The following is a 20648-nucleotide window of genomic DNA, read 5'->3' on the forward strand; positions in this document are numbered from 1 at the left end:
GGGCCAGTCGGATGGTCAGGGCCGTAACGCCCAGCGCCGTCAGCCCGCCGACCACGAAAGTACGGCGCAGGAACGAGCCCTGGCGCTCGTTCACATCGGCAAAGAAGATCGAAGGTTCGCCACTCATCGGAACCGCACGTCGCCATCATCGAACCGCTGGATCATCCAGTCGGCTGCAGGGAAAAGAAGCAGGGTCGGCACGACCTGTCCCAGCAGGGACAACAGGCTGGGCGCCCGGCCTGCATCCAGTGTGACCACCAGATAGGCCACGATAAAGGCCGCCAGGGCGCACAACGCGTACCATACAAACAGGATCTGGGTCTCCTGACCGGCCAGCAGGTTCCGGGAGGCCAGGACGACGCCATAGACCGACAGGAGGCACAGCGGCCAAAGGCCCAGGGTCCCGCCCCAGAACATGTCCAGAAACAGACCCAGGCCGAAGAGGACTGCGGGCGCGATCATCGACGGACGGATCAGCGGCCAGGCGAAGGCCAGGATCAGCGGCAGGACCGGCTCGGGCAGCTTCAGACCGAACAGCTCGACCGGCGTGGCCAGCAGGACAGTCAGGGCGATCGCGACGAGTGCGGGATAGAAGACCCACTGGGTCGGCCCGACCACCCGCATGGCAACCTGGCGTCTCACTCGGCGGGCCTCGCCGGCGCGGGGGACGGAACGGTCGGCGTTGTGGCTGGAGTGGCGGCCGCGGCGGCGCGGTCCCTGCGTGCGGCGGCGTCGCCGATGGCGGCGGCAGCCGCTGCGGTCGGGGCCGGGGCCGCGCCCAGACCGGCCAGCGGAGGCGCGTTCAGGGCATCGGGCGTGACCAGCTGGCCGAAATCCTGGAACAGAAGCACACGGACGTAGTCCACGGCGCCCCGGTCGCTGAAGAGCTTGACCCGCCACGACCCGTCGATGCCCTTGGCGGCGACCCCGATGGGCAGGCCGCGCGGGAAGCCGCCCCCGTCGCCGGAACTCAGGATACGGTCGCCGGCCTGGACCGAGTCCTGACCGCGCACGAACTCAAGACGCGGATTGCCCGAACCGTCACCGGTCAGCATGGCTCGGGCGTCGGTGCGATCGATCAGAACCGGAGTTCGGCTGGCGACGTCGGTCAGCAGCAGCATGCGGCTGACCCCTCCGGTCGCACCGACGATACGCCCGACGAGCCCGTCCTCGTTGATCACCGGATTGCCGATGCGCACGCCCTTCGACGTGCCGGCGTCGAGCAGGCGGGCATTGATGAAGGGTCCGCGCGATTCCGAGATCGAACGCGCCGTCGCCATGGCCACGGGCGGCTCGGTCCGCAGGCCCAGCATGGCTTCGTAGCGGCCGTTGACGTTCTTCAGGGCAATGGCCTGGTCGCGCCAGGGCCTAAGGTCTTCCAGTTCGGCGCGCAGACGGCGGTTCTCCGACACGGCGAAGAAATAGCCCTTAACATAGTCGGTGGCATTGCCCGCCCAGCGCACTGGCCAGGCCAGGATGCCGTTCACGGGGCCAGCGCCGGCGTCGAAGCCCGCGCGTACGGGGCCGTAGGCCTCGACCGTCGTATCGTGGCGACGGTCCCCCAGGATCATCAGGATCGATGCGATGATGGCGACCACGGTCACGACCGCGGCGGTCCACGCCAGCGGCACTTTCAGCGACTCGAACGGTCCGTCGCGAAACGCCACGGCCTAGCCTTCCAATAGAGGTCAGAATCGGCGGGACGCCACCCGCCGCTGGATGCAGCCTATCGCAAAAACCGATCCACTTTGAAACTGGCGATTAGGCCGGAATCACAAGGATTTGCTGAATCCTCCCCCCGCCGGGGGGAGGTGGCTCCAGGCGAAGCGAAGAGACGGAGCATTCAAGCGAGAATTCGATCTCAGGGACGGAGCCGCTCCACCAGTTCGTCATCGATGGCTCCCCCCGTCAGGGAGGATCAAAGGGCCGAGTCGAGCACGCCCTTCATCCACCGGGGATGCTCGAGAACCCGACCGCAGCCAATGGCTACGCACGACAGCGGATCGTCGGCGACAGAGACCGGCAGGCCCGTGTGATCGCGGATTTCCGCATCCAGGCCGCGCAGCAGAGCGCCGCCGCCCGTCAGCATGATGCCCTTGTCGGCGATGTCGGCGGCCAGTTCCGGCGGCGTGGCTTCGAGAGCGACCTTCACGGCTTCGATGATTTGCGACACCGGCTCGGCCAGGGCCTCGGCGGCCTGACGCTCGGAGATGCGGACCTCGCGGGGCACGCCCTGCATCAGGTCGCGACCCTTGACCTCGATCGACAGGCCTTCGCCATCGGCCGGAATTCGGGCGGTACCGATGTCCTTCTTGATGCGCTCGGCGGTCGTCTCGCCGATCAGGAGGTTATGGTTGCGGCGCATGTAGCTGATGATGGCGTCGTCCATCTTGTCGCCGCCGACGCGAACCGAACGCGAATAGACGATGCCCGACAGCGAGAGCACGGCGACCTCCGTCGTGCCGCCGCCGATGTCGACGACCATGGACCCGGTCGGCTCGTGGATCGGCAGGCCGGCCCCGATCGCAGCGGCCATCGGCTCGTCGATCAGGCCCACGCGGCGGGCCGAGGCGTTCAGGCAGGAATCGTTGATCGCGCGACGCTCGACCGCCGTGGCGCCCGACGGCACGCAGACGATGATCTTGGGGTTCACGAAGCCCTTGCGGTTGTGAACCTTGCGAATGAAGTGCTTGATCATCTCCTCGGCGACTTCGAAGTCAGCGATGACCCCGTCGCGCATCGGGCGGATGGCCTCCATGTGGCCCGGTGTGCGGCCCAGCATCTGCTTGGCTTCTATACCCACCGCGTGAACGATCTTCCGTCCACCAACGTTGCGCAGTGCGACCACGGACGGTTCGTTCAGAACGATGCCCTTGCCCTTCATGTAGATCAGGGTGTTGGCGGTCCCGAGGTCCATCGCGATGTCGTTCGAGATGGCGCCGAAGAGGGAGAAGCTCATGGGGGTCGAATACCGTTCGGTTGGGGCCTTCAAGGCGCTGCAGTTGGACCGGTTCCGGCGACGCCCCATCCGGCGCGTATCCCCATACGCAACGAATTTCCTGATCGTCCTCGCCTGACCGGTCGTGGCCCGTTTGCCCGCATGGGCAGGCGAATACAAGCCCCGATGCGGCTCGAACGCGCGCTTCCGATCACGACCAGGTTACGGCCCCGCTTGGGGTTCCACGCCGTCGGATCGGCGGAGATCAATCCCCTGCGCCGCCCGCTCGCTCGCGACGCTTCACCAGCTCGCGCACGCCCAGCATCAGCCCCACGGCAACCACCGCGACGGCCGTTAGGATCAGCGAGGTCCAAACTCCGTCGCCGCTGACGGCGGCCACGACCGCGCCTCCAAAAAAGGCCACCAGCAAAGTCTTTGGCAGGACGCCGAGGGCGCATCCCGCGAGGAAGGCGGGAAAGGAGGCGCGGGTCGCGCCGAACGCCATGTTGACGACGATGAACGGCGCGGACGGCACGTTGCGGATCATGAAGCTGGCGTAGAAGGCGTTCTTGCCCACGAACCGTTTCAGACGGTCCAGGGTCGCGCCGCCGAACCGGTCCAGCATCCGAGCTGTGGGACCTCGTCCCAGCCAGTAGGTCACGCCGGCCGACGCCACCGTCGCCGCCCAGCTGTAGAAGAACCCCAACGACGGCCCGAAGGCAACGACGCAGGCCGCGATGAGGATGAACTGGGGCGCCCCGATGAAGGCTGCGATCACAAACAGGGCCACGGTCGCGGCAAAGGCCCAGGGACTGCAGCGATACCCTTGCAGCCAGCCCTCCAGGTTTTCCTCAGCCGCCAGCCCAAACTGGCTCTTGCCGAGGGCCAGCAGACCCACGGTCGCGCCGAGCAACAGGGCCGCCGCCAGCGCCGTCCGCCAGCGCCGCGCCTCCATGTTCAGGATGAAGTCGAGGATGCCCTTCATGGACCGTCGGCTTAGCACCTGTAGCGGCGCGTGCGCGAGCCTCACTGTTTGATCCGTCTTTCGCGACTGCGTAAAGGAACGGGCCTCTCCCCGGGAATCGCCATGTCAGACCTGCAGTCCACCGCCCTCGCCCGCGTCCAGCCATCCGCCACCCTCGCGGTGACCGCGAAAGCCCGGGAGCTGAAGCGCGCCGGTCGCGACATCATCGGCCTGGGCGCGGGCGAGCCGGACTTCGACACCCCGGACAACATCAAGGCCGCCGCCATCGCCGCCATCCAGCGCGGCGAGACGAAATACACCGACGTCGACGGCACACCGGAGTTGAAGGCCGCGATCGTCGCCAAGTTCGCCCGCGAGAACGGCCTGACCTACACGACAGCGCAGGTTCACGTCGCCTCGGGCGGCAAGCCAGTGATTTACAACGCCTTTGTCGCCACGCTGAACGCGGGCGACGAGGTGATCGTGCCGGCGCCCTACTGGGTCTCCTATCCGGACATGGTCCTGCTGGCGGGCGGCGAACCCGTCTTCGTCACGGGTGAGGAGTCGGACGGCTTCAAGCTGCGCCCCGAGGTGCTGGAAGCCGCGATCACGCCCCGGACGCGGTGGCTGATCCTCAACTCGCCGTCGAACCCGACCGGCGCCGCCTACACCCGGGCCGAGCTGGAGGCCCTGGCCGCCGTCGTGCGTCGTCACCCCCAGGTCTGGGTCCTGACCGACGACATGTACGAGCATCTGACCTATGGCGACTTCGAATACACGACAATCGCTCAGGTCGCGCCGGACCTCTATGACCGCACCCTGACGGTCAATGGCGTGTCCAAGGCCTATGCCATGACCGGCTGGCGCATCGGCTATGCGGGCGGTCCCAAGGCCCTGATCGACCTGATGCGCAAGGTCGCCAGCCAGACGACGTCGAACCCCTCCTCGATCAGCCAGGCAGCCGCCGTCGAGGCCCTGAACGGGCCGCAGGACTTCATCGCCGAGCGCGGCAAGGCGTTCGAACGCCGTCGCGACCTAGTCGTATCGATGCTCAACCAGGCGACAGGCATACGCTGCCCGAACCCGGAGGGCGCCTTCTATGTCTATCCGTCGATCCACGGACTCGTCGGCAAAAAAACAGAGTCTGGAACGGTCATCGACAGCGACGAGACTTTCGCCTCCGCGCTGCTGGAAGCCGAGGGCGTGGCCGTGGTCCACGGCGCGGCGTTCGGCCTGAGCCCCTATTTCCGCATCAGCTACGCGACCTCGGAACCGGTGCTGGAAGACGCGTGCAACCGGATCCAGAGGTTCGCCGCCTCGCTGCGCTAGAGCCTCTATGTCTCCTCCCCGTTCGCCGCTTGGCGGATGGGGAGGTGGCGGCGAGCCCTTGCGGGCTGACGGAGGGGTTCTTCGTGTCCGCAAGACAAGAACCCCTCCGTCTCTCCGCTTCGCTACGAGCCGCCTCCCCACGCCTGCGGCGCAGGGAGGAGACGATCCAGGTTAGGCCGCGCGGCTGACCGCGAAGTCCGCCAGGCCTGCCAGCGCGTCGCGCCAGGGGCTGGCGGGCAGGACGGCGAGGGCCGCCTTGGCTGCGTCGGCGTATTCGTCGGCGGCGTCCAGCGTCGAGGCCAGGGCACCGGTGCCGACGATCAGTTCGCGCGCACGGCGGAAATCGTCTTCGGTCCGCTCGCCCTTGTTGATCGTGCGCTCCCAGAAGGCGTCCTCCCGGCCGCGCGTGCGGGCCACGGCCAGCAATAGCGGCAGGGTCACCTTGCCCTCGCGGAAGTCGTCGCCGGCGTTCTTGCCCAGGACCTCGGACGAGCCGCCGTAATCGAGGGCGTCATCGGCCAGCTGGAACGCCAGACCCAGGCTCAAACCGAATGACCGGACCGCCGAGGTGGTCTTCTCGTCAGCGCCGATGCCCACGGCGCCGGCTTCGGCGGCGGCGGCGAACAGTTCGGCGGTCTTGGCCGAGATGATCCGCAGATAGGTTTCCTGATCCAGGTTCAGGTCGTGGGCGCGGGTCAGTTGCAGCACCTCGCCCTGGGCGATCACGCCGGAGGCTTGGGCCAGGATGCCCAGCGCGCGAAGCTGTCCGGTCTCGACCATCAGTTCGAAGGCGCGGGCGAACAGGAAGTCGCCGACCAGGACGCTGGTCGGCGAACCCCAGATCAGATGCGCCGCGACCTTGCCGCGGCGGCGCTCGGACCCGTCCACGACGTCATCGTGCAGCAGGGTGGCGGTGTGGATGAACTCGACCGAGGCGGCCAGCTTCACCGGATTGGCCAGATCAACGTCCGCCGAGGCGGCCGTGGCGGCCCGCGCGGCTGCGATGGTCAGGAGCGGGCGCAGGCGCTTGCCGCCGGCCGCGATGATGTGTTCGCCCAGCAGGGGAATAACCGGCACGGGCGACTGCATGCGCGCGACGATCAGCGCATCGACCGCGGCCATATCGACCCTGGCCAAAGCGGCCAGGGCGTCCACGTCGCCCTGGGCCCGGGGGGCCTTGGCGCGGGGAGCGGTCAGAGTGACGGCGTCCAACGGAAAACTCTCTCAAAAACCACGACGCACGGGGAGATCGCATCGCATCGGCGCAACGACGACTTGCCGCCGCGCGTTCCGGCGGACAATGGTGACCGCGCCATGAAGGGTCAAGCCGCGTGACCGTCGCATCGTTGCCTCCGCCCCAGGCGAATCTGCTGCTGAATGGGAAGGTTCGCCTGATCCAGGCCGCCGACGGCTATCGTGCGGGCATGGACGCCGCCCTGCTGGCGGCCGCCGTGACCGCGAAGCCGGGCGAACGGGTGCTGGAAGCGGGATGCGGCGTAGGCGGCGTGCTGACGCAGCTTGCGCTCCGGCGGCCAGGCGTTTTGCTGACAGGGGTCGAGCGCGATGCAACGGCGGCCGGACTGGCGGTCGAGAACGCGGCGCTGAACCATCTGGCGGATCGAATGGCGGTGCTCAACGCCGACATCGCCGCAGGATTCGCCGCACTGGATCGACCACGTTTCGACTGGGCCATCTCCAATCCACCCTTCTTCGACGACGAGGCGACCTTGCGGACGCCGGCACCGGCAAAGCGCGGAGCCTGGATCGCCGACGACGGGCTGGCCGCCTGGACGCGATTCCTGAGCGACGGGGTGCGGGACGGGGGCCGGATCGTCGTCATTCACCGAGCCGACCGGCTGGCGGACCTGCTGGCCCTGCTCGGCGAACGATGCGGCTCGTTCGCGATCCGGCCGGTGCAGCCGTATGCGGATCAGCCGGCCAAACGGGTGCTGATCCACGCGATCCGCTCCGGCAAGGCTCCGCTCAGGCTGTTGCCTGCTCTCGTCCTGCATGACCGGTCGGGGGCCAAGCATGCGCCGGAGGCCGAGATGATCCTGAGGGGCGAGGCCGATCTGGGATGGTGATTGGCTTGCCGCCACGCCTCACCCGCGCTTGAGTGCCTCATGCGCCTGATCCTGACCCTCGTCGCCCTGTTGTTCGCCCTGCCCGTTCAAGCTCAGGAGGCCCTGCTGCTAAGGCCCGACCGGGTGTTCGATGGGATCGATCCCCGGCCCCACACGGGCTGGTCGGTGCTGGTGCGCGGCAACCGGATCGAGGCTGCAGGGCCGGACGTACGGGCTCCCGCCGACGCCCGCGTCATCGATCTGCCCGGCCAGACCCTGATGCCGGGCCTGATCGAGGGACATTCGCACCTGTTCCTGCACCCCTACAACGAGACGTCCTGGGACGATCAGGTGCTGCACGAGCCTTTGGCCCTGCGCACCGCCCGGGCGGTCAACCACGCCAGCGCCACCCTGATGGCCGGGTTCACCACGGTGCGCGACCTCGGCACCGAGGGGGCGGGCTATGCCGACGCCGGTCTGCGTCGCGCGATCAACGAGGGGATCGTGCCCGGCCCGCGCATGCTCATCGCCTCACGCGCCATTGTCGCCACCGGCGCCTACGGTCCGAAAGGCTTCGAACCCGGCGTCGAGGTCCCGCTGGGCGCCGAGGAGGCCGATGGCGCAGACCTGGTCCGCGTGGTCCGCAGCCAGATCGGGGCGGGCGCCGACCTGGTGAAACTCTATGCCGACTACCGCTGGGGCCCGGGCGAGCCGAGCCGTCCGACCTTCTCCCAGGCCGAACTGACCGAGGCGGTCGAGGCCGCCCACTCCGCCGGACGCCAGGTCGCCGTTCACGCCGGCACAGCCGAGGGCATGCGCCGCGCCATCCTTGCCGGTGCCGACACCCTGGAGCACGGCGACGCGGGAACGCCGGAAATCTTCCGCCTGATGGCCGAACACGGGGTGGCGCTGTGCCCCACCCTCGCCGCTACAGACCAGATCACCCGCTATCGCGGCTGGAACGGCGTCGAGCCCGCGCCGCAGAACGTCCTGACCAAGCGTTCCGCCTTCGCCGCCGCCCGCGCAGCCGGGGTCGAGATCTGCATGGGCGGCGACGTCGGCGTCTATGCGCACGGGAACAACGCGCTGGAGATGGAGCTGATGGCCGCCCAGGGCATGACCGCCGCCGAGGTCCTGATCGCCGCCACATCGGGCAACGCCGCCATCTTCGACCTGACCGACCGGGGCGCCGTGCGGACGGGGTTGCTGGCCGACCTCGTCGCCGTCGAGGGCGACCCGACCGCCGACATCTCCGCCGTCCGCGCGGTGCGACTGGTGATCAAGGACGGCCAGATCGCGCGCGACGAGAGGACCGCAGCGCGCTAGAGGCCTGCCCCATGTCCCTGCGCCCCCTCTTCGTCACCCAGGTCTATGAAGCTTCGCTCGCCGCCGTACCCGGCTTCGACGATTTCAACGTCGAACTGGCCGAGGCCTGCCGCATGCTGGCGGTCGAGGACGGCGCCGGTCGCGCCTGGTGCAAGGCGCATGGCTATCGCGGCTACACCTCCTACGGTTCGCTGAACGATCTGCCCCACCGACTGCCGGAGTTCGCGGAACTCAAGAAACATCTGGACCGACACGCCCTGGCCTATGCACGGGGGCTGAACTTCGACCTGGCCCGGAAGCCCCGGCTGGACACGATGTGGGTCAATATCCTGAAGCCCGGCGGAGCCCACTCCGGCCACATCCACCCGCACGCCTTCCTGTCTGGTACCGTCTATGTCGACGTCCCGGACGGCGCTTCGGCCCTGAAGCTGGAAGACCCGCGTCTGCCGATGATGATGGCCCGGCCCTCGGTCGATCCGGAGGCGTCCGAGGCGGAGCAGCCCTTCGTCTACCTCGCTCCAAGGGCCGGCACGGTGCTGATGTGGGAAAGCTGGTTGCGCCACGAGGTGCCGATGAACGCGGCCAAGGCCGACCGCATCTCGATCAGCTTCAACTACGCCTGAATGTAACTTTGACTGTGAGCCCGGCGAACAGAGGACGACCGTGTCTGATCGAGAAGCTCACCTTCGCGCCCTGATGCTGCGTGGCCTCGATGGCGATGCAGGCGCGTGGCGCGTGCTGCTGACCGATCTGGGCGCTCATTTTCGACCCTTCTTCGCACGCCGGTTGTTCGGCGGGGGGGCCGACGCCGAGGATCTGGTGCAGGAAACCCTGATCGCCATCCATGCCAAGCGGACCACGTGGGACCGAAACCAGGCCTTCACCGGATGGGCCTTTGCCATCGCGCGGCACAAGCTGATCGACCACCTGCGCCGTCAGGGTCGTCGTCCGACCCATTCCCTGGACGAGGCGTCGGAGCTGTTCGCCGATCACACGGTCGAGGACGGCGCGACCCAGGCCGACCTGTCGCGCTGCCTGTCCCTGCTGCCGACGCGCCAGCGCCGACTGATCGAGGATGTCCGCCTGAAAGGCCTGAGCGTCGCCGAGGCGGCCGCCAACCACGGATACACCCTGACCGCCGCCAAGGTCAGCATCCACCGCTCGCTGAAGTCGCTGAACGCCCGCTACGCCCCCCAACCTGCCACGGCCGAGACGGCCGGGACCGCCTATGATGAAGACTGAAGACCTGATCGACGCCTTGTCGGTGGACCTGCCGCCGTCCGGCAACCGCCAGATCGAACGCAACATCCTGCTGTGTATGATTCCCGCCGCCCTGATGGTGGTCGCGGGCGTCGGCCTGTGGCTTGGGTTTCGCAGCGATCTGGCATCCGCCATGATTGGTCCGGCCTTCTGGGCCAAGGCCGCCTATACCTCGGCTCTCGCGGTGACGGCCTTCTGGCTGCTCACCCGATTGGGGAGACCGGGCGCGAGCGCCGCTGCGCCCCTGATCGCGCTGATCGCGCTTCTGCTGGGCGTCGCAGGACTGGCGACCTATGAGATCATCACCATGCCGATGCCCGAGCGGATGCCCGCCCTGATGGGTGATTCAGCCAGGGTCTGCGCCCCCAACATCCTGCTGCTGAGCACATTGGCCGCGCCGTTCGTGTTCTGGGCCGCGCGAGCCTTCGCTCCGACCCGGCCGACCCTCGCGGGGGCGGCTGCCGGCCTGCTGACGGCGGGTCTGGCCGCGACGCTCTACGGTCTGCATTGCCCCGAACACACCGCACCGTTCGTCGCCGTCTGGTATTCGCTCGGCATGGGAATGGCGGTTGTCGGCGGCGCGATCGCGGGACGGTTCGTGTTCCGCTGGTAATCGTCGCGGCGCCTTCAATCTGCCGTCTGGACGGCCTACTGGTTTGCCCTTCGGCGCGGCGGTCGCTACATCCCGCGCCTACCTCCCCATTCGATTTGAACGACAGGGCGCACCGCACCTCATGGCGCAGCAATATATTTTCCAGATGCAGGGCCTGACCAAGGCCTTTCCCGGCGGCAAGAAGATCTTCGAGAACATCTGGCTGAGCTTCTACAACGACGCCAAGATCGGCGTCGTCGGCGTCAACGGCTCCGGCAAGTCTACCTTGCTGAAGATCATGGCCGGCATCGACCCGGAGTTCACCGGCGAGGCCAAGGCCGCCGACGGGATCAAGCGCGGCTATCTGGAGCAGGAACCTCACCTAGACGACAGCCTGAACGTCCGCGAGAACGTCGAGGCCTGGTGTGAAGAGAAGCAGTGGGTCAACCGCTTCAACGCCATCGCCGGCGAGATGGCCGAGGAATACACTGACGAACTGATGGCCGAGATGACGGCCCTGCAGGAAAAGATCGACGCCGGCGACGTCTGGGACATCGACAGCCGCATCGAAATGGCCATGGACGCCCTGCGCTGCCCGCCCGACGACTGGGAGACAACCAACCTGTCCGGTGGTGAGAAGCGCCGCGTGGCCCTGGCCCGCCTGCTGCTGTCCAAGCCCGACATGCTGCTGCTGGACGAGCCGACCAACCACCTCGACGCCGAAAGCGTCGCCTGGCTGCAGCACCACCTCGAAGCCTTCCCGGGCTGTGTAATCCTGGTCACCCACGACCGCTATTTCCTTGATCTCGTTACGAAATGGACGCTCGAGCTCGACCGCGGCAAGGGCATTCCCTACGAGGGCAACTACTCCGGCTGGCTGGAGCAGAAGCAGAAGCGCGTCGTGCAGGAGAACTCGGAATCCGAGGCTCGCCAGCGCGCCCTCACCCGCGAACTGGAATGGGTCCGCTCGGGCGCCAAGGCCCGTCAAGCCAAGTCCAAGGCCCGTCTGGCCGCCTATGAGCGGATGGTCACCGAGCAGGAGAACCTGCGCGGCGCCCAGACCCATGCCGTGATCCAGATCCCGCCCGGCCCGCGTCTGGGCAATGTGGTGCTGGAGGTCGAGGGGCTGAACAAGTCCTATGGCGACAAGCTTCTGTTCGACAACCTGACCTTCAAACTGCCGCCCAACGGCATCGTCGGCATCATCGGCCCCAACGGTGCCGGCAAGTCGACCCTGTTCCGCATGATCACCGGCCAGGAAACCCCTGACGGGGGCTCCATCAAGATCGGCGAGACGGTCAAGCTGGCCTACGTCGACCAGTCGCGCGACGCCCTGGACGCCAACAAGACCATCTGGGAAGAGATCTCGGGCGGCACCGATGTGATGATGGTCGGCAAGCGCGAGATCAACACCCGCGCCTATGTCGGCTCCTTCAACTTCAAGGGCGGCGACCAGCAGAAGAAGGTCGGGCAGTTGTCGGGCGGTGAGCGCAACCGCGTCCACCTGGCCAAGACCCTGGCCACCGGCGGCAACCTGATCCTGCTCGACGAACCGACCAACGACCTGGACATCGAGACGCTGCAGAACCTCGAGGAGGCCCTTGAGGAGTTCGCGGGCTGCGCCGTGGTCATCTCCCACGACCGCTGGTTCCTGGACCGGCTGGCGACCCACATCCTGGCCTTCGAGGGCGACAGCCACGTCGAATGGTTCGAGGGTAACTTCGAAGCCTACGAGGAAGACAAGAAGCGCCGCCTCGGCACCGACGCCCTGATCCCGCACCGGATCAAGTTCCAGAAGTTTGGGCGCTAGAGCCTGGTCGTTTGAGACGGAAGCGCTCCGCGCTTCTGTCGAAAGCGTGAATCAGGCTCTCGCTGATATCTGGAGCAGGATCGGCATCAGGACCCGGGCGGCCAGCGGCAGCCTGTCCCTGCCGGTGTCAGCGGACCGTGATCCTGTAGGTCGCTGTCTCGGCGGGCGCGTTCGTTTCCCATGAACGGCTGTAGGTGAAGGTCAGGGTGGTCGTGCCCGGTCGTCCGGTGCGGAAACGCCACGACGTGGCGCCGCCGACCCCGACCATGCCGGCCGAATGGGGATCGGTGACCTCGTCTCCGAAGGGCGCGCCCGGGAGCAGCAGGTCATCATGGGTCTCCGCGACCTGCCACCGATAACCCGTGGTGCTGTTGCTCGGCAGTTCGATCAGGAGGGTCTGGCCGACCGCCAGCGTCGTGCGCCCATCGCGAACCCCCAGCACATCGCCGGTCGCAGCGACGGCCGCGGATGAGGATTCGCCGGGGCCCGCGTTGCAGGCGGCGAGTACGAGAACGGAGGCGATCATCAGGCTGGGCACACTAGTCATGGCGCGATCCTCGTCTCCTGCCGGACAAAGTCAAATGTCTAAAAATGGTGACAGACCAGTCGGGAAGCAGCCGGCATTTGCATGCGGCGGCTCGGTGGCTAGGTTGGACGGATGCCCCATCGCCCGCACATCCTGATCATGCACTCGCCGCTCGGGCTGCTGACGCCCGTGCTGGAGGGCGCCTACAACGTCCACCGGCTGTGGGAGCATCCGCCGGTGGAGGCGCAGGGGCTGATCGAGGCGGCGGTCGTACTCGGCGAGGCGCCGCTGGACACGGCGGTCATCGAGCGGCTGCCGAATCTGAAGCTGATCGCCTGTTTCACCTCAGGCTACGACGGCATCGACCTGGGCTGGTGCGCGGCGCGGGCCCTGCCCGTGACCCATGCCCCGGCGGTGAACCACGAGGATGTGGCCGACCATGCGCTGGGGCTGATCCTCGGCTCGGTGCGCCAGATCGTGAACGGGGACCGGACGCTGAGGGCCGGCGGATGGACGATGGACGAGCGGCTGATCACGCCGTCGATGAAGGGGCGGCGGGTCGGCATCGTCGGCCTGGGTCTGATCGGCGAGGCGGTGGCGAAACGGGTCGAGGTCATGGGCTGTCCCGTCGCCTGGTGGGGCCCGAGGGCGAAGGACTCGCCCTGGCCGCGCGCGGGGTCGCTGCTGGAACTGGCGCGGGACAGCGATGTGCTGGTGGTGGCCTGTCGCGCGGACGAGACCAACCGGGGGCTGATCTCGGCCGGAGTGATCGAGGCCCTGGGGCCGAACGGTTTGCTGGTCAATGTGGCGCGCGGCTCGCTGGTGGACGAGGACGCCCTGATCGACGCGCTGAAGGCCGGCCGACTGGGCCAGGCCGCGCTGGACGTGTTCGAGACCGAACCGACGCCGGCGGCGCGCTGGGCTGACGTGCCCAATCTCCTGCTGACGCCGCATACGGGGGGCGCGACGTCGGAGGCGGTGCAGGGAATGCTGGTGCTGCTGATGCGGAACCTCGCCGCCGCCGTTGCTGAAGAGCCGCTGGTCACGCCGGTAGTTCGCAGCTAGTCAGCATGCTCTTTTCCTGTGGATCCCCGCGAAGGCGGGGACCCAGGTTTTGGCCTCTCCCCCGGCCATGCGCAGCACTGCCCCCAAACATCCTGCCTCATAAAAGAACTGGGTCCCCGCCTTCGCGGGGATGCACGGGATGGATAAGGTGCCGCCATCCTCTCTCAGAGATCATTTGCATTGACCGACGCAGCCGCCGACGCTCAGACCACAGCCCTGACGCTGGAATGCTATCCGATGCGGGACGACCCGCCGCGCATGGTTCCCGGCCGGCCCGAACGCGACTGGATGGACGAATTCGCGGGGCGGCATCCTTATCGCTGCCTGCCGCTGACCATGGCCAACACGACGGGGTGGGAGCTGCTGTGCCCGTTCGGGTTCGAGGCCGAGTGGGACGGTCGGATGGGGGCGGATTCGATCACCTTCCGGCCTGATGCAGACGCGCTTCATTTCGATCATTTCGCGGCCTCGCACTTCACCGAAGGGGTGCTGACGTTTCACACCGGCTGGATGTTTCGGACGCCGCCGGGGTGGGCGATGCGGGCCTCAGGCGTGCCGAACCGGTTCAAGCACGGGATCCAGGCGCTGGAGGGTCTGACCGAGACCGACTGGCTGCCCTATCCGTTCACGATGAACTGGCGTTTTACCGCGCCCGGCGTGATCCGGTTCGAGAAGGACGAGCCATTCTGTTTCCTGCAGCCGATCCAGCATCGGCGGGTCGAAGACTTCGTCCCCGTCCGGGCCAGCATGGACCCCGAGGGCGATCTGGCGCTGCAGTACCGGAAATGGTCGGAGGTGCGGACCGACTTTAATACCCGTATGGCCGCCGGAGATCCGGAGGCGATCAAACAGGCGTGGCAGCGGTTCTATTTCCGCGGCGAGTTCCCCGACAGGATCGCCGAGGCGCCTGTCGAACACGTCAACAAGCGCCGCCTTGCCCCCCTGCCCGACGCCCCGTCGGCGGAACCCGCACCGCCGTCGAAGGCGCACGTCGGGTTCAGGACGTGGACCGCGACGAGGAAGGCCTGACCGACGGTTTCCGTCTTCACATCATATAAGGATATCCTTATATGATTATCCTATGTCGCTGACCGCCGATCAGACTGTCGAAGCCCTGCGCGCCGCTGGTGAGCCGACGCGTCTGCGCATCCTGTCGCTGCTGGCCGGCGAGGAGCTATCGGTGATGGAGCTGGGCCGGGTGCTGGAGCAGAGCCAGCCGCGCGTGTCGCGTCACCTCAAGCTGATGGCCGACGCCGGCCTGATCGAGCGATTCCCGGACGGCGCCCGCGTCTTCTACCGCGTCTCGCACGAGCTGCTGGCCCGGCGGCTGATCGACACGGTGCTGGACCTGTTGGACGACGGCGAGGGCGAGGCGGATCACGGGCGGCTGGAGGCCGTGCGCGACGAGCGGGCCACCGCCGCCGCCGCCTATTTCGAGCAGGTCGCGCCGAGCTGGGATCACATCCGCTCCCTCTATGTGTCCGAGACGGCGGTGGAGAGCGCGATCGAGCGCGCCGCTGGGCCGGGACCGTTCGAACGGGTCGTCGACCTGGGTACCGGTTCGGGCCGGATGCTGACGCTGCTGGGCAAGAAGGCGAAGATGTCGATCGGCCTCGACCTGTCGCAGAACATGCTTAACATCGCCCGGGCCAATGTCGTCAAGGCGGGGCTGGAGAAGGTCGAGCTGCGCCACGGCGACATCTTCGCGACGCGACTGCCCGCCGCTTCGGCGGATCTGGTGCTGGTGCACCAGGTGTTGCACTACCTCGCCGATCCGGGTGCTGCGGTGGCCGAGGCGGCGCGGCTGGTGTCGCCTGGCGGCAAGCTGTTGATCGTCGATTTCGCGCCGCATGACCTCGAGCGGCTGCGCGAGGAGCACCAGCATCGCAGGCTGGGCTTCGCCGACGACGAGATCGGGCGCTGGCTGGCCGAGGCCGGCCTGGACGCCTCCGCCTCCATCGCCCTGCCCCCCGACACGGCCGGGCTGACCGTCACCATCTGGACCGCGACACGACCCGCCGTCGCATCAAGGGCCCCCGCCCTAAGGAACCTCGCCTGATGGCCGCTACAGTTTCTCCGCTCGCCGAGGCCCGCGCCTTGCTGCTGTCGCCGCTGGGACCGGTCGCCCGTGCGGGCCAGAACGCCAATCCGGTGCGCGTCTCATTCGAGTTCTTCCCGCCCAAGACCGACAAGGCCGAAGAGACCCTGTGGCAGGCGGTGCGCCGGCTGGAGCCTCTGAACCCCGAGTTCGTGTCCGTGACCTACGGCGCCGGCGGCTCGACGCGCGAGCGGACCCACCGGACCGTGCAGCGGATGCTGACCGAGACGACGCTGAAGCCTGCCGCCCACCTGACCTGCGTCGACGCCAGCTGTAGCGAGGTCGACGAGGTCATCCGCGACTACAAGTCCATCGGCGTGAACCATATCGTGGCCCTGCGCGGCGATCCGCCGGGCGCGGACGGCATCGGCGGCGCCTATCAGCCGCGCGCGGACGGCTATGCCAACGCGACCGAACTGACCCAGGCGATCAGCCGCGTCGGCGGCTTCGACGTCACCGTCGGCGTCTATCCGGAACGGCATCCGGAAAGCCCGTCCATCGACCACGACATCGACGTGCTGAAGGCCAAGATCGACGCCGGGGCGACCCGCGCGGTCAGCCAGTTCTTCTTCGACATCGACGCGTTCCTGCGCTTCCACGACCGGGTGAGGGCGGCGGGCGTGACCATCCCCCTGATCCCCGGGATCATGCCGGTGTCGAACTTCGCCGGCCTGGTGCGGATGTGCGGATCGTGCGGCGCCTCTGTGCCCGGCTGGTTGGCCGCCCACTTCGAAGGCCTCGACGACGACCCCGAGACCCGCAAGCTGCTGGCCGCCTCCGTCGCCGCCGAGACCTGCGCCCGTCTGCAGGAAGAGGGCTTCTCTGACTTCCACTTCTACACATTGAACCGCGCCGACCTGGTCTATGCGATCTGCCGCGTCCTCGGCGTCCGCGAACAGAAGGCCGCCGCATGACCCGCGCCGAACGCATCGCCGCCCTGCACAAGGCGGCCAGGGAACGCATCCTCGTCCTCGACGGATCGTGGGGCGTGATGATCCAGCGCGTCGGGCTGGAAGAAGCCGACTTCCGCGGCGACCGCTTCGTTGAGGCCAATGGCTATAACGAAAAGGACCAGATGAAGGGCAACAACGACATCCTGTGCATCACCCGCCCGGATGTCATCGCCGACCTTCACGACCAGTATTTCGCCGCCGGCGCAGACATCTCGGAGACCAATACCTTCTCCGGCACAATCATCGCCCAGGACGACTACAAGCTCGATGAACAGGCGGTCTGGGACATCAATCTGGATGGTGCGAAACTGGCCCGCGCCGCCGCTGACCGCTGGACCGAGAAGCAGCCGCACAAGCCGCGCTTCGCCGCCGGTTCGATCGGACCGCTGAACAAGATGCTGTCGATGTCGTCGGACGTGAACGATCCAGGCGCGCGCCTGGTCACCTTCGACCAGGTCTATGACGCCTATCGCCACCAGATCCGCGCCCTGAACGAGGGCGGTGTCGACCTGTATCTGATCGAAACCATCACCGACACGCTGAACTGCAAAGCCTGCATCAAGGCGATCAAGGACCTCGAGGACGAGGGCATGGAGGCCCTGCCGATCTGGATCTCGGGCACCATCACCGACCGCTCGGGCCGGACCCTGTCGGGCCAGACGGCCGAGGCCTTCTGGAACAGCGTGCGCCACGCCAAGCCGTTCGCCGTCGGCTTCAATTGCGCGCTGGGGGCCGACCTGATGCGGCCGTTCATCGCCGAGCTATCACGAGTGGCCGATACCCTGGTCGCCGCCTACCCCAATGCCGGCCTGCCCAACGCGATGGGCCAGTACGACGAGGAGCCGCACGAGACCGCGCACTCGATTGAGGAATGGGCTGCGTCCGGTCTAGTCAACATCGTCGGCGGCTGCTGCGGCACGACGCCCGACCACATCAAACACACCGCGGATGCGGTCGCGAAACTGCCGACGCGGGAAATCCCCGAGCGGCCGGTGGCGATGCGCCTGTCGGGTCTCGAGCCTTTCGAACTGGTAGCCTGATGCGCCCTGTCTTCATCAACGTCGGCGAACGGACCAACGTCACCGGTTCGGCCAAATTCAAGAAGCTGGTCATCGACGGCGACTACTCCGCCGCCCTCACCGTCGCGCGCCAACAGGTCGAGGCAGGCGCGCAGATCATCGACATCAACATGGACGAGGGGCTGCTCGACTCGAAGCAGGCCATGATCACCTTCCTGAACCTGATCGCGGCCGAGCCCGACATTGCCCGCGTGCCGGTGATGATCGACTCGTCGAAATGGGAGGTCATCGAGGCGGGCCTGAAATGCGTCCAGGGCAAGCCTATCGTCAACTCGATCTCGATGAAGGCGGGCGAGGCCGAGTTCCGCGAACAGGCGGTCAAATGCCTGCGCTATGGCGCCGCCGTCGTGGTCATGGCTTTTGACGAGGTGGGCCAGGCCGATACCGCCGCGCGCAAGATCGAGATCTGCACCCGTGCCTATCGCATCCTCGTCGTCGAGGTCGGCTTCCCGGCCGAGGACATCATCTTCGACCCCAACATCTTCGCCGTGGCGACGGGGATCGAGGAGCACGACAACTACGCCGTCGACTTCATCGAGGCGGTCAAGGTCATCAAGGCCACCCTGCCCTACGCCCGCATCTCGGGCGGAGTGTCGAACGTCTCGTTCAGCTTCCGAGGCAACGAACCCGTGCGCCGGGCGATCCACTCGGTCTTCCTGTACCACGCCATCGCGGCGGGCATGGACATGGGCATCGTCAATGCCGGCGACCTGCCGGTTTATACCGACATCGAACCGGCCCTGCGCGAGGCCGTCGAGGACGTGATCCTCAATCGCCCGCAGCGGACCAATGTCTCCAACACCGAACGGCTGGTCGACCTCGCCCCCAACTACAAGGGCGACAAGGGCGTGGCGCGCGTCGTCGATCTGAAGTGGCGCGACCAGCCCGTCGGCAAGCGGATCGAACATGCCCTGGTCAACGGCATCACGACCTTCATCGACGCCGACACCGAGGAGGCTCGCCTGTCGTTCGACCGCCCCCTGCACGTCATCGAAGGCCCGCTGATGGACGGGATGAACGTGGTCGGCGACCTGTTCGGCTCGGGCAAGATGTTCCTGCCGCAGGTGGTGAAGTCGGCCCGCGTGATGAAACAGGCCGTGGCCCACCTCGAGCCCTTCATGGAGGCCGAGAAGGCCGGCAAGCCGCGCGAACAGGCCGGCCGCATCCTGATGGCCACGGTCAAGGGCGACGTGCACGACATCGGCAAGAACATCGTCGGCGTCGTGCTCCAGTGTAACAACTACGAGGTCATCGACCTCGGCGTGATGGTGCCGGCCGACCGGATCCTGGACGCCGCGATCGAGCATAAGGTCGATATCGTCGGCCTGTCCGGCCTGATCACCCCGTCGCTGGACGAGATGGTCTTCGTCGCCAGAGAGATGCAGCGGCGCGGTTTCGACATTCCCCTGCTGATCGGCGGCGCGACGACCAGCCGGACCCATACGGCCGTCAAGATCGAGCCGGGTTATTCCGCCGGCTCGACCACCTATGTCGTCGACGCCTCACGCGCCGTGGGGGTGGTATCGGGCCTGCTGTCCAAGACCGAACGGGCCAGGAACGAGGCGCTCACCCGCGACGAATACATCCGCATCCGCGAACAGTACGCCCGGGGTCAGGAGGTCAAGGCCCGCGCGACCCTGCCCCAGGCCCGCGAGAACCGGTTCAACATCGACCCGACCCAGACCATGCCCGGCAAGCCGTCCTTCATCGGCGTGAAGGCGTTCGACAGCTGGGACCTTCAGGACCTCGCCGACCATGTCGACTGGACGCCCTTCTTCGCCAGCTGGGAGCTGATCGGCCGCTATCCGCTGATCCTCGAGGACGAGATCGTTGGCGAGGCGGCCAAGGACCTGTTCGCCGACGCGCAGGAGATGCTGAAGCGGATCATCGACGAGAAATGGTTCACCGCCAGGGGTGTGGTCGGCTTCTGGCCCGCCAACGCCGTGGGCGACGACGTGGCCGTCTATGCCGACGAGAGCCGGACCGAGGAAATCGCCCGCTTCCACACCCTGCGCCAGCAGATCAGGAAATCGAACGGCAAGCCGAACCTCGCCCTGTCAGACTTCGTCGCCGAGATCGGTCAGGACTATATCGGCGCCTTTGCGGTCACCACGGGCCATGGCGAACTGGAAGCCTCGAAGCGGTTCAAGGACGCCGGCGACGACTATTCCGCCATCATGGCCTCGGCCCTCGCCGACCGCCTGGCCGAGGCCTTCGCCGAACGGCTGCACAAGGAGGTCCGCACCGAGCTGTGGGGTTACGCGGCCGATGAGACGGCTTCAATCCAGGACCTGATCGAGGAGAAATATCAGGGAATCCGCCCTGCGCCCGGCTATCCGGCCCAGCCCGATCACACCGAGAAGGCCACCCTGTTCCGCCTGTTGCAGGCCGAACGGAATGCCGGCATGGCCCTGACCGAAAGCTTCGCCATGACGCCGCCGGCCTCGGTCTCGGGCCTGTATTTCGGCCACCCCGGCAGCCACTATTTCGGCGTCGGCAAGATTGATCTGGATCAGATCGAGGACTATGCGGCCCGCAAGGGCTGGGACGTCGCAACCGCCGAACGCTGGCTGTCGCCGATCCTGAATTACGAGCCGGGCGCCGCGCCGCGGGTTGCGGCGGCCTGAGGATCCTTCTCCCCTTGC

The 20648-nt window shown here is 67.2% G+C and carries 20 protein-coding genes; 13 read left to right on the top strand and 7 right to left on the bottom strand.

Annotated elements, in window-relative coordinates; translation table 11 throughout:
* The 5 genes from ACP7AU_RS14150 to ACP7AU_RS14170 form a co-directional block, all read right to left on the bottom strand.
* A partial coding sequence (locus tag ACP7AU_RS14150) for a hypothetical protein (protein ID WP_426051838.1) occupies positions 1–127 on the bottom strand: 127 nt, incomplete at its 3' end.
* Entirely contained in the window at positions 124–642 is a 519-nt protein-coding gene (locus ACP7AU_RS14155) for a hypothetical protein (RefSeq protein ID WP_303696061.1), read from the bottom strand. The genes ACP7AU_RS14150 and ACP7AU_RS14155, both read right to left, overlap by 4 nt.
* Positions 639–1667 carry a rod shape-determining protein MreC gene (mreC, locus tag ACP7AU_RS14160; protein ID WP_426051819.1) on the bottom strand — a complete coding sequence of 343 codons (1029 nt, stop codon included), beginning with the start codon at positions 1665–1667 and terminating at the stop codon, positions 639–641. Before mreC ends, ACP7AU_RS14155 begins: the two co-directional genes overlap by 4 nt.
* A gap of 251 nt (positions 1668–1918) precedes the next feature.
* Complete coding sequence (locus tag ACP7AU_RS14165; protein WP_303696059.1) at positions 1919–2959, bottom strand: rod shape-determining protein; 1041 nt, start codon at positions 2957–2959, stop codon at positions 1919–1921.
* Between the two features lie 244 nt (positions 2960–3203).
* Entirely contained in the window at positions 3204–3923 is a 720-nt protein-coding gene (locus ACP7AU_RS14170; RefSeq protein ID WP_426051820.1) for a TVP38/TMEM64 family protein, read from the bottom strand.
* A gap of 102 nt (positions 3924–4025) precedes the next feature.
* Here ACP7AU_RS14170 and ACP7AU_RS14175 point away from each other — a divergent pair, with 102 nt between their 5' ends.
* The gene (locus ACP7AU_RS14175) at positions 4026–5231 is read left to right on the top strand and encodes a pyridoxal phosphate-dependent aminotransferase (RefSeq protein WP_426039643.1); all 1206 of its coding nucleotides are present in this window, start codon (positions 4026–4028) and stop codon (positions 5229–5231) included.
* A 171-nt stretch (positions 5232–5402) separates the two neighbouring features.
* Here ACP7AU_RS14175 and ACP7AU_RS14180 read toward each other — a convergent pair whose 3' ends face one another.
* Complete coding sequence (locus tag ACP7AU_RS14180; protein WP_426051839.1) at positions 5403–6386, bottom strand: polyprenyl synthetase family protein; 984 nt, start codon at positions 6384–6386, stop codon at positions 5403–5405.
* A 176-nt stretch (positions 6387–6562) separates the two neighbouring features.
* On the opposite strand from ACP7AU_RS14180, the gene ACP7AU_RS14185 reads away from it, so the two are divergent.
* The 6 genes from ACP7AU_RS14185 to ettA all read left to right on the top strand — a co-directional run bounded on the left by ACP7AU_RS14185 (position 6563) and on the right by ettA (position 12282).
* Positions 6563–7315, top strand: a complete 753-nt coding sequence (locus ACP7AU_RS14185; protein WP_426051821.1) for a tRNA1(Val) (adenine(37)-N6)-methyltransferase — start codon at positions 6563–6565, stop codon at positions 7313–7315.
* Positions 7316–7354: 39 nt separating this feature from the next.
* Complete coding sequence (locus tag ACP7AU_RS14190) at positions 7355–8620, top strand: amidohydrolase family protein (protein WP_426051822.1); 1266 nt, start codon at positions 7355–7357, stop codon at positions 8618–8620.
* Positions 8621–8631: 11 nt separating this feature from the next.
* Entirely contained in the window at positions 8632–9243 is a 612-nt protein-coding gene (locus ACP7AU_RS14195) for a TIGR02466 family protein (RefSeq protein ID WP_426039640.1), read from the top strand.
* Positions 9244–9283: 40 nt separating this feature from the next.
* Positions 9284–9862 (top strand): sigma-70 family RNA polymerase sigma factor, encoded by a 579-nt coding sequence (locus tag ACP7AU_RS14200; protein WP_426039639.1) that lies wholly within the window; start codon positions 9284–9286, stop codon positions 9860–9862.
* The gene (locus ACP7AU_RS14205; RefSeq protein ID WP_426039638.1) at positions 9849–10493 is read left to right on the top strand and encodes an NrsF family protein; all 645 of its coding nucleotides are present in this window, start codon (positions 9849–9851) and stop codon (positions 10491–10493) included. The genes ACP7AU_RS14200 and ACP7AU_RS14205 overlap by 14 nt, the downstream gene beginning before the upstream one ends.
* Before the next feature lie 121 nt (positions 10494–10614).
* Complete coding sequence (gene ettA, locus ACP7AU_RS14210; RefSeq protein WP_425989557.1) at positions 10615–12282, top strand: energy-dependent translational throttle protein EttA; 1668 nt, start codon at positions 10615–10617, stop codon at positions 12280–12282.
* Positions 12283–12409: 127 nt separating this feature from the next.
* Here ettA and ACP7AU_RS14215 read toward each other — a convergent pair whose 3' ends face one another.
* Complete coding sequence (locus ACP7AU_RS14215; protein WP_426039637.1) at positions 12410–12829, bottom strand: protease inhibitor I42 family protein; 420 nt, start codon at positions 12827–12829, stop codon at positions 12410–12412.
* Positions 12830–12940: 111 nt separating this feature from the next.
* On the opposite strand from ACP7AU_RS14215, the gene ACP7AU_RS14220 reads away from it, so the two are divergent.
* From ACP7AU_RS14220 to metH, 6 genes are all read left to right on the top strand, one after another.
* Complete coding sequence (locus tag ACP7AU_RS14220; protein WP_426051823.1) at positions 12941–13873, top strand: 2-hydroxyacid dehydrogenase; 933 nt, start codon at positions 12941–12943, stop codon at positions 13871–13873.
* Between the two features lie 216 nt (positions 13874–14089).
* Entirely contained in the window at positions 14090–14902 is an 813-nt protein-coding gene (locus tag ACP7AU_RS14225) for a DUF6065 family protein (protein WP_426039649.1), read from the top strand.
* Between the two features lie 52 nt (positions 14903–14954).
* Positions 14955–15932, top strand: a complete 978-nt coding sequence (locus tag ACP7AU_RS14230; RefSeq protein ID WP_426051824.1) for an ArsR/SmtB family transcription factor — start codon at positions 14955–14957, stop codon at positions 15930–15932.
* Entirely contained in the window at positions 15932–16885 is a 954-nt protein-coding gene (metF, locus tag ACP7AU_RS14235; protein WP_426051825.1) for a methylenetetrahydrofolate reductase [NAD(P)H], read from the top strand. Before ACP7AU_RS14230 ends, metF begins: the two co-directional genes overlap by 1 nt.
* Positions 16882–17964: a homocysteine S-methyltransferase family protein gene (locus tag ACP7AU_RS14240; RefSeq protein ID WP_426051826.1), complete on the top strand. Its 1083-nt coding sequence runs from the start codon at positions 16882–16884 to the stop codon at positions 17962–17964. Before metF ends, ACP7AU_RS14240 begins: the two co-directional genes overlap by 4 nt.
* Positions 17964–20630: a methionine synthase gene (metH, locus tag ACP7AU_RS14245; protein WP_426051827.1), complete on the top strand. Its 2667-nt coding sequence runs from the start codon at positions 17964–17966 to the stop codon at positions 20628–20630. The genes ACP7AU_RS14240 and metH overlap by 1 nt, the downstream gene beginning before the upstream one ends.
* Positions 20631–20648: the final 18 nt, after the last annotated feature.

This window comes from Brevundimonas sp. SL161 (assembly GCF_049896985.1).
Classification (GTDB): Bacteria; Pseudomonadota; Alphaproteobacteria; order Caulobacterales; family Caulobacteraceae; genus Brevundimonas.